The sequence below is a fragment of the Actinomadura sp. KC06 genome (genome assembly GCF_004348735.1).
Taxonomy (GTDB): Bacteria; Actinomycetota; Actinomycetes; order Streptosporangiales; family Streptosporangiaceae; genus Spirillospora.
This window is the reverse complement of record NZ_SMKT01000054.1, coordinates 1-12395: the sequence shown is the minus strand read 5'-3', so window position 1 is coordinate 12395 and position 12395 is coordinate 1. Positions and strand designations below refer to the sequence as shown.

10 protein-coding genes are annotated in these 12395 nt (G+C 69.4%); 9 read left to right on the top strand and 1 reads right to left on the bottom strand.

Features of this window, described 5'->3' with window-relative positions; translation table 11 throughout:
- Window position 1: 1 nt before the first annotated feature.
- Complete coding sequence (locus E1287_RS18860) at window positions 2–1210, top strand: cytochrome P450 (RefSeq protein ID WP_131966277.1); 1209 nt, start codon at window positions 2–4, stop codon at window positions 1208–1210.
- A 1061-nt stretch (window positions 1211–2271) separates the two neighbouring features.
- Here the strand turns inward: E1287_RS18860 and E1287_RS18855 are convergent.
- Window positions 2272–3282, bottom strand: a complete 1011-nt coding sequence (locus tag E1287_RS18855) for an SAM-dependent methyltransferase (RefSeq protein ID WP_347813978.1) — start codon at window positions 3280–3282, stop codon at window positions 2272–2274.
- Window positions 3283–3328: 46 nt separating this feature from the next.
- Between E1287_RS18855 and E1287_RS43825 the strand changes: the two genes are divergently transcribed.
- The 8 genes from E1287_RS43825 to E1287_RS18820 all read left to right on the top strand — a co-directional run bounded on the left by E1287_RS43825 (window position 3329) and on the right by E1287_RS18820 (window position 12356).
- Window positions 3329–3469: a hypothetical protein gene (locus E1287_RS43825; protein ID WP_165969085.1), complete on the top strand. Its 141-nt coding sequence runs from the start codon at window positions 3329–3331 to the stop codon at window positions 3467–3469.
- A 265-nt stretch (window positions 3470–3734) separates the two neighbouring features.
- The gene (locus E1287_RS18850; protein ID WP_131966275.1) at window positions 3735–4088 is read left to right on the top strand and encodes a hypothetical protein; all 354 of its coding nucleotides are present in this window, start codon (window positions 3735–3737) and stop codon (window positions 4086–4088) included.
- Window positions 4089–4397: 309 nt separating this feature from the next.
- Window positions 4398–5570, top strand: coding sequence for a sensor histidine kinase (locus E1287_RS18845; protein WP_131966274.1), 1173 nt, complete (start codon window positions 4398–4400; stop codon window positions 5568–5570).
- A 365-nt stretch (window positions 5571–5935) separates the two neighbouring features.
- Window positions 5936–6634, top strand: a complete 699-nt coding sequence (locus E1287_RS18840) for a response regulator transcription factor (RefSeq protein WP_131966273.1) — start codon at window positions 5936–5938, stop codon at window positions 6632–6634.
- Between the two features lie 161 nt (window positions 6635–6795).
- Window positions 6796–7089 carry a chaplin family protein gene (locus tag E1287_RS18835; RefSeq protein ID WP_243719178.1) on the top strand — a complete coding sequence of 98 codons (294 nt, stop codon included), beginning with the start codon at window positions 6796–6798 and terminating at the stop codon, window positions 7087–7089.
- Window positions 7090–8072: 983 nt separating this feature from the next.
- Window positions 8073–8783 (top strand): ABC transporter ATP-binding protein, encoded by a 711-nt coding sequence (locus tag E1287_RS18830; RefSeq protein WP_131966306.1) that lies wholly within the window; start codon window positions 8073–8075, stop codon window positions 8781–8783.
- Window positions 8783–11302, top strand: a complete 2520-nt coding sequence (locus tag E1287_RS18825) for an FtsX-like permease family protein (protein ID WP_131966272.1) — start codon at window positions 8783–8785, stop codon at window positions 11300–11302. Before E1287_RS18830 ends, E1287_RS18825 begins: the two co-directional genes overlap by 1 nt.
- Before the next feature lie 121 nt (window positions 11303–11423).
- Window positions 11424–12356 carry a DUF2520 domain-containing protein gene (locus E1287_RS18820; protein ID WP_131966271.1) on the top strand — a complete coding sequence of 311 codons (933 nt, stop codon included), beginning with the start codon at window positions 11424–11426 and terminating at the stop codon, window positions 12354–12356.
- Window positions 12357–12395 lie beyond the last annotated feature (39 nt).

The following is a 12395-nucleotide window of genomic DNA, read 5'->3' as shown; positions in this document are numbered from 1 at the left end:
CATGAGTGTTTTGGCCTATGACCCCTGGTCCCTGGAGTTCGTGGCGAACCCCTATCCGGCGTTCGAGCGGCTCCGTGCCGACCGTCCCGTGTTCTTCGACGAACCCACCGGCCAGTGGGTGATCAGCCGATACGAGGACGTAAACGCCCTGCTGCGGGACCGTCGGCTCGGACGGACCTATCTCCACATCGGGAGTCATGAGGAGTTCGGCCAGGAACCGGAGGCCGACTTCCTCAAGCCGTTCTGGGACCTCGTCAGGGCCGGGATGCTGGACATGGAACCGCCCACCCACACCCGGCTGCGGCGCCTCGTGGCCAAAGCCTTCACAGCGCGCATGGTGGAGGGGCTGCGTCCGACCATCAGACGGCTCGCCGGCGACCTGGCCGGTGCGCTGGTCGCCAAGGGCGGCGGCGACCTCCTAGCCGAAGTCGCTGAGCCGTTGCCCGTCAACGTGATCGCCGAGATGCTCGGCATTCCGGTGGAGGACCGGTACCTCCTGCGCCCTTGGTCCGCCGACATCTGCGGCATGTACGAACTGAACCCGCCGCCCGAGGTTCAGCGGACGGCCGTCCGCGCCGCCGCAGAATTCTCCGACTACCTGCGCGGCCTGGCCCGCACCCGCCGCGACGAGCCGCGCGACGACCTCATCACCGCCCTCGCCCACGTCGCGGACGAAGGCGACCGGCTCACCGAGGACGAGCTGATCGGCACCTGCGTCCTGCTGCTCAATGCCGGTCATGAGGCAACCGTCAACGCGACGGGCAACGGCTGGTGGGCGCTGTTCCGCAACCCCGGCGAGCTGGAACGGCTGCGCGCCGATCCGTCGCTCATCCCCACGGCCGTCGAGGAACTGATGCGCTATGACACGCCGGCGCCGATGTTCGAGCGCTGGGTCCTGGAGGACATCACGGTTGCCGGCGTCCCCCTTCCGCGCGGGTCCGAGGTCGCGCTGCAGTTCGCGTCCGCCAACCGCGATCCCGAGGTGTTCTCCGACCCCGACCGGCTCGACCTGTCACGCGACCCGAACCCGCACATCACGTTCGGCCTCGGCATCCACTACTGCCTCGGCGCCCCGCTCGCCCGGATCGAACTCGCCGAGTCCTACGGAGCGCTTCTCCGCCTTGCCCCCGACCTCCGCCTGTCCGCCGAACCGCAATGGAAGCCCGGCTTCGTCCTACGCGGCCTAAAGGCCCTCCACGTAGAACGCTGACCCTGCCGCCGCCCGACCTCGGAGCTGATCCAACGGCCGGGACGTTGGAGAGGTTCACGCTCTCCGTCGAACTGCACTGGACTCTCGGGTCCGTCATGCGCGCCTCCAACAGCCCGGCCGCCGCGAGCACGAACGCGCCGGTGCAGATCGCCGCCCCCGTCCCACAGCGGCCCTCGTGCGGCGTCCCTTGAAGGCTCTCCATGGTGTTCACGCTCCCTTTCGTTATCACCCTGCTGATCGTCGTGGTGCTCCCGGTCGTCTACGGGGTGACATGGGCGCTGGAACGCGAGCCAGGCGGGCCGTCCGGCCGACGCGGTTCGCGCTGGTGTGGGAGACGCGGGAGTGGAGCGCTGACCGTCAGCTTTATGCGGGTCTGAGGAACTGGTCTAGCTGCCGGGTGTCAGGGAGGTTCAGGTTGTCTACCGGACCGCAGTGGAAGCCTGGGTTCGTGTTGCGCGCCTTGAGGCCGTGCACGTGGAGCGCTGACCGCTGGACGTTTACCGGGTCTCAATGCTGGTCTAACGGCCGTGCGTTGGGGAGGTTCGGGCAGTCCGTCGAACAGCAACGGAAGTTCGGGTTCGTATCGCGCTGGTTGAAGGGACTTGCAGGCGTGGTCCCGATTCCGCGCCCGTTGCCGCCCGCTGCGTCGTTGGTGGTAGTGGAGAACAGAAGGACGACAAGACCGGGAGATCCCATCTTGCACGTGGAGCGTCGAGTGCCGGGCCTCGGCGGGGTCTCAGAGCTGGTATATCCGTCGAGGTGTCGGGGAGGTTGAGGTTGGCCGTTGAGCTGCGATGAAAGCGTGGGTTCGATTTGCGGGGCTTGGGTCTGTACCTGGAGCGTTGAGTGCTGGGCGTCGACCGGGTCTCAGGGCTGGCTGGTCCATCCCTCGGGGTGTCGGGAAGGTTGGGGTCGGCCGTTGAGCGGCGATGGAAGCGTTGGTTCGAGTCGTAGGGCTTGAGGGGGCCGGCAGGTGGATCGCTGACCGCCCGGGGGCGGCCCGACTTTCGAGGTGGGGGTCTTTTCGAGAGGTTGATGGTGGTGCAGGGCAGCGGTGGTTATTAGGCCAGGACGGTAGGGAGGGGGATGTCTATGGTCTGAGCGAGCCAGCCGAAGCCGCCTAGGCCGGACGGGTCGGTCAGCTCGGCGTCTTCGCCGGCGTGGCAGAGGGCGGCCACGTAGGAGCGGGGGTCGCGGTGGGCCAGGTCCAATGGCGGGCGTGCGCCGGAGAGGCCGAGGGCTCGCAGGGCGTTGCGCTGGGTCGTCAGGAGGGTGGACGTAGCGCCGGCGCGTTCTCCGGCGGCCGTGCAGGCATCGAGGGCGACATGGGCGGTGACGTCGCAGGAGCCGTCCGGGACGGCGGGGACGGTCAGGCCGTCGCGGTAGCCGGTCAACGTGCCGTACACGGGACGCGACTCGCGAGAGTGCGAGTAGTCCACGGCTAGCGCGAGCCCCCGCGAGATTCGTCCGACCACGGAGGCCCAGGCGGCACAGCGTGGATGGCCGATTTCAGCGCGGTCGCCGGGTTCGTGAAGGGGCCACCAGTCCTCAAGCCAGTCACGATCCTCGTCGGACGGTGCGGGCCCAGGACGTTCGGTGCCCGTGGACGGTTGAACCAGCACCGTACGGACGCCGTCAGGGGTGCGTTCTACGACGTCCAAAGGCACATTGTCGAGCCACTCGTTCGCCACGGCGAGACCGGTGATGCGATCCGGCAACTCGCTTCGCCAGACGATTTGTGAGGGGGTGTCAGATGGACGCGGCGCGATCTCCACCGCGGTCGGAGCTAACCGAGACGCCAAGTCGGGAGGGACGCAGGCAAGGATGTTGCTCAGCAGGCGTCCCGAGCCCGCGCCGACGTCGACGACGTCCACCCGGTCGGGTCGGCCGAGCAGGGCGTCGACCTCGACAAGGAGGCGGGCAATGGCGAGCGCGAACCGCGGGGAGGCGTGCACCGACGTGCGGAAATGCTCGGCGGGACGCTCGCCGCGCCGGTAAAAGCCGCCTTCTCCGTACAGTGCGCGCTCCATCGCGGTGCGCCAGGGCAGCCACTCGGTAACCAACGCCTCCACGAGGGTGACGTTACCGTGGGCAACGAGTCGCGACCGCCCATCCCGGATGCCGGACGGCAACAAGCAGTCGACGTACGGCGGCGGCTTCATCACCGGCATCGTGATTGGGATTCCGCGCGCCGCCACGCACGCCCGGGCGAGCTGGGAGTTCGTCTGCTATCTCGGCACCGACACCGCGCGCTGGTGACACTGTCCAACAGGCCGCCCCATCCGGAGGGATGGACAGCGAGTCTGGGACTAGACGCCCCAACCTGAGGGTTGGTGGTGAGTCCGGGCTAGCAGGTCCTGCTGCGGGCCGGTGGTGAGTCTGGGACAGGACGGCCCATCTGGGTTGGATGTGAGCTCTTGAGGCTGGTGTGAGTTCTGGGCTGGGCGGTCATCCTGGGGCGGGGTGTGAGCCCGCTGATCGTGGTCGGCGCGCGCGGGATCGTGGTGCACGTCGACGCGGTGGTTTGGCTGGTGGGGGCGGCCTGACGACGGCGCTGCACGAGTCGGACTTCGGGCTGACCGACGTCGACCCCGACTACGTGGTGCTCGACGAGGCCCTGCGGAGGCTGGTGGCGGGTCTGGGGCTGAGCGGCCCGATCCTGAGGTTGGTTGTGAACCCGCTGATGGCGGTAGGCGCGCGGGATCGTGGTGCACGTCGACGCGGTGGTTTGGCTGGTGGGGGCGGGCTGACGACGGCGCTGCACGAGTCGGACTTCGGGCTGACCGACGTCGACCCCGACTACGTGGTGCTCGGCGAGGCCCTGCGGGGGCTGGTGGCGGGTCTGGGGCTGAGCGGCCCCTCCGGGGGTTGGGTGTGAGCCTGGCTAGCAGTCCCTGCTGGGCTGCCTAGGGCTAGCGGTCCCCGCTGGGGGTGGTGAGTCTGGGGCTGAGCGGTCTCTGTTCGGGCTGGGTGTGAGCCTGGGCATCGGTAGGTGTGCCTGGAGTTGGACGCCCATCCTGGAAGGTCTGGTGGGGCGAGGCTGGGGCTGGACGGCCATCTTGAGAGGCTGGGAGGTGAGTCTGTGGGCTTGTCGCCGTGCTTGGAGGCGGTCGGCCATCCTTGAGGTGGACGTGGGTCCGACCTGTGGCTGATCCGAGGCTGAACTGCGGGTACGTACGCTGTCCGCATGGTCGTGCGGGCGTGGGACTGGCTGCGGGGCAGGAGGCCCCTGGTCGATGCGTTCTTCGCGGCGCCTTTGCTGTTCTTCTCCCTTCCCGGACTGGTCGGGGACTCGTACGGGATCAGCAAGGGCACGTACGCGTTGATGGCGGTCGTGCTGACGGCCCCGCTCGTCCTGCGCCGTACCTTCCCGCGCGCGGTCTTCGCCGTGGTCGCGCTGATCTCGTTCGTCCAGTGCGTGCTGAACGTGATCCCCGTGCCGGCGAACGTCGCCGTGCTGATGGGTCTCTACACGGTCGCGGCTGGCTGCTCGTTCCGGTGGGGGCTGGCGGCGGTATTGAGCACGGAGGTGGGCGCGGCAATGGCGACGTGGCGCTATCCGGATGGCGCTGAGGACAGGAAGTACACATTCGTCATGCTGACGGTGGTCGTAGCCGGTGTGTGGCTCCTCGGCCTGCACATGCGTACGCGCCGTGCGTATCTGCGCTCAGTGGAGGAGCGGGCCGAGCGGCTGGAGCATGAACGCGACAACGAGGTCAGGATGGCAATGGCTGCGGAGCGCGCGCGTATCGCCCGCGAGCTCCACGATGTCGTGGCGCACAACGTCAGCGTGATCGTGGTGCAGGCCGACGGCGCGTCCTACGCCATCGACACCGATGTGGGACGGGCCAGGCAGGCGCTGGAGACGATCTCCTCGACGGGGCGGCTGGCGCTGGCGGAGATGCGGCGGCTCCTGGGCGTCCTGCGCGAGAACGACGATGTGGGCGTGTTCGCACCGCAGCCGGGGGTGGCGCAGATCGACGAATTGGTGGAGCAGGTCCGTGCGTCCGGACTTCCGGTGACGCTCGAGGTGGACGGGACACCGGCGGTCATGTCGGAGGGACGCCAGCTGACGGTCTTCCGGATCGTCCAGGAGGCGCTGACCAATACGCTCAAGCACGGCGGCCCGCGCGCGGCCGTGTCGATCCGGTTGCGGTACGCGGGCGACGCGCTGGAGATCCGGGTGGACGATGACGGACGCGGCGCCGCGGCCCCCGACGACGGGCGGGGTCACGGTCTCGCCGGGATGCGGGAGCGCGTCGCCGTGTACGGCGGCAGCGTCCGGGCGGCGCCTCGCCCAGGTGGGGGCTTCGAGGTGGTCGCACGGATCCCGGTACACGAGGAGGTCGGCGCGGCATGACGGAGTAAGGCGGTTGGACGTGCGGTGGTGTAGAGCGCGGCCAGTTCCCCGCCCAAGCCATTCCGAGCCGTTCCGCACTGGACCGGCCACGGCGAAGTGGCGAGGCCGACTCAGCCGGCGGCCAGGCAGCCACCGTCGAGGGCGCGGGCCTCCCCTGACCGACCGGCGCGACCGGCGCGAGTGCCGCCTTGAGGCACCGTACGGGCGTGGCCCTTGAGTGACCGAGCGAGCGTGGCCCTTGATTGACGGCACGAGTCTTGCCGCGATCGGCGGTGCGAGTGTCGCCTTGAGTAAAGCGTGAGTGTCGCCCTGATTGACGGCGCGAATTTCGGCCGACCGACGAAGTCGTCCCATAGGGAGTGTGCATGACGGAGGTTGACGGCGTGGTGGCTCCCATCCGCGTGGTGCTGGTCGACGACCAGGAACTGGTGCGGGCCGGATTCACGATGGTGCTGGACGCGCAGCCGGACATCGAGGTCGTCGGCGAGGCCGGCGATGGCGTGCAGGCACTCGAACTGCTGCGCAGGACGCAGGCGGACGTGGTGCTCATGGACGTCCGGATGCCGCGCATGGACGGGATCGAGGCGACCCGGAGGGTGGTGGCGCAGTCGGGGCCGAAGGTCGTCATCCTGACCACGTTCGACCTCGACGAGTACGCGTTCGCGGCGATCAAGGCGGGCGCGGGCGGGTTTCTGCTGAAGGACGCAGGACCGTCGCAGCTGATCGAGGCGATCAAGGCGGTGCATTCGGGGGACGCGGTGGTGGCGCCGAGCACGACGAAGCGGCTGCTGGACCGGTTCGCGGTGCATCTGCCGGACGCGGAGGAGAAGGCGGACGGGGCGCTGGAGAGCCTCACCGAGCGGGAGGGCGAGGTGCTCAGGCTCGTCGCCCGCGGGATGTCGAACGCGGAGATCGCGGAGCGGCTGTACGTCTCCGACGCCACCGTCAAGACGCATATGGGACGGATTCTGATGAAGCTCGGCCTGCGCGACCGGGTCCAGGCGGTCGTCTTCGCCTATGAGACAGGTCTGGTCAAAAGCGGCCAAAGAGACGACCCGGTGTAGCGAGATTGTCACTCCATGATGACCATTTGCCATCATCATGGGGATTGACTCCGGTCTAGCCAAGAGTAGCTGGGTAACTACCGTACGCGACGCCGCCTTATCGCGCGACGTCGGCAATTGTCAGATCGGGCCTGCTTAAGCCCACGTACGGGAGGACTCTCGTGTTCAAGAAGCTTGCCGCCACCGGCATCCTCGGCTTCGCGGTCGCCGGCGCCGCCCTGGCCTCGACGCCCGCGTACGCCGGTGTCTACGGCGGTGGTCACGGCAAAGGTCACGGCCACGGTAAAGGTCACGGCTCCTTCAACCACAACAAGACCAGCGGTGATTTCTCGATCCTGGGCGGCACCCAGGTGATCGCGCCGATCTCGATCCCGGTGAACGTCTGCGGCAATGCGATCGCGGTCATCGGCCAGGCGCAGGCTGGTTGCAAGGGCGGTGCGTCCGTCAAGAACTGAGCTCTTCATCCTGGCGGGAGCCGGAAGATACGGCTCCTGCACTGCATCGGGATGAGCCCATATGTCCCGGTGAACGGGCGTTCGCGCCCATCGCTGAAGCGTCGGAACCCCGTGGGGTCTCCGGCGCTTCCGCATTACGCCGACGCTTCCGCTGGGCCGTCCTTTCCGGTGAGCAACGTCCGGTAAACGCTCACAACCGCCTCAGGCAGGTGCCCCGAAACGCGCCTGTGGGTGCCCTCGAGGACGTCCGCCGGGCACCAAAGCACGTTTGTCGAGCGCCCACGAGAGTGTTCGGCAGGACGTCCGCGAGAGTGTGCGGCAGGACGTTCATGAGAGGTCTGGCAGGACGTTCACGAGAGGGCCCGGCGGGGCATTCATCAGCGCTTTTGGCGGCGCTCGCGAGAGGGCTCGGCGGGTATCCGTGAGCGGGTCAGCGGATGCCCACGAGGGTTTGGTGATCGTCCACGAGCGGAATCTGCAGACGCTCACGGGCGGACTGGCGCGCTGACCAGCGGTGTCTGCGAGCGGCTGCGGGAGCGTCCTGGTGACCTTCGAGGAGCCGGTGCGGGGACGGTAGGCGACGTCGTTCTCCCGATCCGCCAGCCGGCGCGGGCGGCGCGCAGCACATCTGGGTGTCTGCAAGTGAATTCGGCGGACGGTCACGAGTGGGTTCGACGGGTGCCTGCGTGTGAATTCGGTGGGCGTGCATTGGCGTGTCCAGCAGGCGTCCGACAAAAGGTTCGGGTGGGACGACCGGGGTGGGTCGGCGGGAGGTCGGATGGGCTCGTACGACTCAGGTCGTACGAGGGGGCGGTTCGTAGGCGCGAGGTTGACGGGAAGCGTGGCCATCGGACGGATGGCAGGCACGGCGGGGATTTCTAGCGTGGTCACCGTCCAGTCCGAGCCATCGAGGAGTCGCCGTGACCAGCACGTTCACCGATCCGCCCGGGGGAGTCCCGGGGGCCGCAGCACCGCCGGCCGTCATGGCCGAGGGAGTGTCGAAGGTGTACGGGTCCGGTGACGCGGCAGTCCACGCGTTGCGTGGGGTCAGCGTCGGGTTCGCCAGGGGCGCGTTCACGGCGATCATGGGGCCGTCCGGGTCGGGGAAGTCGACGCTGATGCACTGCCTCGCCGGGCTCGACACCGTCACGTCCGGACGGGTCGTCCTCGGTGACGCCGAGATCACCGGCATGGGCGACCGGCAGCTGACGATGCTGCGCCGCGACCGCGTCGGATTCGTGTTCCAGGCGTTCAACCTGCTGCCGACGCTGACGGCCGAGCAGAACATCCTGCTCCCGCTCGAGCTCGCGGGACGCAAGCCCGACCGGGCGTGGTTCGGACACGTCGTGGACGTCCTCGGGCTGGGCGACCGGCTGCGGCACCGGCCGAGCGAGTTGTCAGGCGGGCAGCAGCAGCGGGTGGCGTGCGCCCGTGCGATCGTCGCCCGTCCCGAGGTGATCTTCGCGGACGAGCCGACCGGCAACCTCGACTCCCAGGCGGGCGCGGAGGTCCTGGGGTTCCTGCGCGCGTCCGTCCGCGAGATGGGGCAGACGATCGTGCTGGTCACCCATGACCCGGTGGCCGCCTCGTACGCCGACCGGGTGGTGTTCCTGCGGGACGGCGAGATCGTGTCGGAGATCGTCCAGCCGACGCCCGAGGCCGTCCTCGACCGGCTCAAGAGCCTGGGGGCGTGATGCTGAGGACGACTCTGGCGGGCCTGCGCGCCCACAAGTTGCGGCTGCTGCTGACGGCGATCGCCATCACGCTCGGCGTCGGTTTCATCTCAGGGACGTTCGTCCTCACCGACACGATGGACAAGGGCGTCGCCAAGACGTTCGCACGCTCGGCCGACAAGGTCGATTTCGCAGTGGTCCCCGACGACGATGCAGAGAAGGGACTCAGCACCGGCGCACTCGGCCGGGTTCGCGCAGTACCCGGCGTGACGGACGTGCACGGCATGGTCAACGGTGACGCAGCCCTCGTCGGCAAGGACGGTAAGGCGGTCGGCGATTTCCCCACTGTCGGTATGTCTGTGCCGTCCGGGCGGCTGCTGCGCTACGAGTTCGATAGGGGACGTCCTCCGTCAGGCAGCGGCGAGACCGTCCTCGACACCGACTTGGCCAAGCGGGAGGGCTACGCCGTCGGCGACGCGGTGACGATCCTGGACAAGCAGAACCGCCCGCACCGGTTCAACGTCGTCGGACTGGTCGACTTCGGCATCGACCAGGAGGCGAGCTTCCGCGGAGGCGTGGGTTTCGACCCCGTGACCGCGACGGCGATGACCGGCAAGACGACGTACGCGGAGATCGACGTCGCGGGCGGGAACCGCGCGGCGATCGAGTCGGCCGTGAAGGCGGGAAGCGCCGACGACGCGTCCGCTCGCGTCTACAGCGGCGCGGAGTTGGGGACGAAGCTCGCGAAGGCGGCGGGCGCAGATACGAAGATCATCCGCACCGGGCTGCTGATCTTCGGACTGGTCGCGATGCTGGTGTCCGCCCTGGTGATCTACAACACGTTCGCCATCCTGATCGCGCAGCGGATGCGGGAGATGGCGCTGCTGCGTTGCGTCGGCGCGACCCGCCGGCAGATCTTCGGGGGCGTCCTGGCCGAGTCCGCGGTGGTCGGGCTGGTCGGTTCGCTGCTGGGAATCGCCGCCGGGGTCGGCCTCGGCGCGGGCGCGCTCGTCGGGATCAGGCAGCTGGACGCCAACCTCGCCACGACGGGACCGTCGGGAACGTCCCTCGCCCCGCGGACGATCGTGATCGGCCTCGCGGTCGGCGTCATCGTGACCGTCGTGTCGGCCCTTCTGCCGGCCCGTGCGGCGACGCGCGTCGCGCCCGTCGCGGCGCTGCGCTCGGAACTGGAGCCGGGCGGCGGACGGCTCCGTCTCGGCAGGCTGCGCACGGCGATCGCCGTCCTTCTCGGAATCGCGGGCCTGGCCATCGGGGCGCTCGGCTCGCTCGCGATGCCGAAGGGACAGGCCGCGATGTTCGTGGTCGCGCTCGCCGGCGGCGTGTTCTTCCTCGCGGTGATCGCGGTGATGCCGGCGCTCGTCCGGCCGCTCGGACGGTTCGCGGGGGCCGCCCCCGCGCGGCTCGGCGGCGTGCCGGGACGGCTGGCGGTGGCGAACGCCCAACGCGCCCCCCGCCGCACCGCGACCACCACGATCGCGCTGACGGTCGGCGTCGGGCTGATGAGCCTGTTCGCGGTGATCGCGGCCAGCGGGAAGGCGACCGCGACGCACAAGCTGGAGGAGCAGTTTCCCGTCGAGTTCCAGATCCGGACGCAGGACTTCGAGGGGACCGTCCCGCGCGCGCTTGCCGGAACCCTGCGCAACCGTCCCGAGGTCGCCGAGGTCATCGAGATGCACCGGCAAGAGACCAAGGTGGCAGGAGAGAACGAGGACGTCGCCACCATCACCGCGTCCGCCCTAGGCACGATCGTGAAACCCGAGATAACGGAAGGCTCCCTGGACGCGGCACAAAAACCGGGCACCGCCATGGTGGACGCCAACACGGCCAAGACCCGCAACCTGACCATAGGAAAGACCGTCCAGATGAAGACCGCGCAAGGCACCACCCAGGTGAAGATCACCGCGGTCTACGCGCCGGGCACCGGCCTGGACGGAATCGTCGTCCCCGAAACCGATTTCGCCCGATACTTCACCGCCCGCGACCCGGCGGCGATCTACGTAAAGACCCATGACGGCGTGCCCGCGTCCGACGCCCGCAGAGCCGTGGAGGGCGCCGCACAGCCCTACCCGGCCGCGAAGGTCGTCTCCAGCGCCGAGTTCAAGGAGTCGATGACGAAGGCCGTCGACATGATGCTGATGATCTTCGGAGGGCTGCTCGGCCTCGCGATCGTCATCGCGCTGTTCGGCATCGCCAACACGCTGACCCTCTCCGTCGTGGAACGAACCCGGGAATCGGCGCTGCTGCGCGCCCTCGGCCTCACCAAACGCCAGCTTCGCCGGATGCTGTCCGTCGAGGCGCTGGTCATGGCCGTGATCGGTGCGCTCACCGGAGTCGTACTCGGGGTGGCTTTCGGCTGGGCCGCGACGAACGCGATGGCGTCCGACTCCGTCTTCTCACTGCCCTACCTCCAGGTGGTCGCGTTCGTCGTCCTCGCGGGCCTCGCCGGGACGGCCGCCGCCGTGATGCCCGCGCGGCGCGCCGCGAGAACGTCCATCGTGGAGTCCCTGTCGCATGACTGAATGGGGTGCGGGGCGGCGACCGTCGCCCCGCACCGCCACCCGCCGGGCGGCGTGCCCCGGACCCGCGGGTACCCTGGTTCGCGCACGTCCGGTACCTACCTGTGAGGACTGGAACGAACCGATGGACCCACACGTCACGCCTCCCTCCGCCGCGCCCGGAAACGGGCCGGAGCCGACCCCGGAGGACAGGCCGGCGCGGCTCGCGGTCGGCGTCGTCGGCGCCGGCCGCGTCGGCACGGCGCTCGGTGCCGCGCTGTCCCGCGCGGGCCACCGCGTGATCGCGGTGACCGCCGTGTCCGAGCGGTCGCGGTCACACGTGGCGGAACGCCTCCCCGGCGCGGACGTCGCGACCCCGCCCGAGGTGGTGGCGGCCGCCGACCTGGTGCTGCTGACCGTCCCGGACGACGAGTTGCCCGAACTGGCTTCCGGCCTGGTGTCCGCGGGCGTCCCGGTCACGGGCAAGCTCGTCCTGCACACCAGCGGCCGCTACGGCACCGCCGTCCTCGACCCTCTCACCCGCGCCGGCGCCCTCCCCCTCGCCCTGCACCCGGTCATGACCTTCACCGGACGCCCGGACGACGTGAACCGGCTCGCCGGCATCTCGTTCGGCGTCACCTCCCCCGAGCCGCTGCGCCCCGTCGCGGAGGCGCTCGTCGTGGAGATGGGCGGCGAACCGGTCTGGATCACCGAGGAGATGCGCCCGCTGTACCACGCGGCCCTCGCCGGCGGCGCGAACCACCTGGTCACCCTGGTCGTCGAGTCGATGAACCTCCTCCGCACCGCGGGCGTCGCCGAACCCGGCCGGATGCTCGGCCCCCTCCTCGGCGCCGCCCTCGACAACGGCCTCCGCCTAGGCATCGACGGCCTCACCGGCCCGGTCGCCCGCGGCGACGCCGGAACCGTCTCCGACCACGTCGGCGAACTGGCCAAGGTCTCCCCCGAAAGCCGCCGCGCCTACATAGCCCTGGCCCGCCTCACCGCCGACCGCGCCCTAGCCGCCGGAATGCTCAAACCCGAGGACGCCGAACGCCTCCTAGAAGCCTTGGCCGACTGACCAGGACAAGAACCGTGCACCCAACCCACACCAAACCCC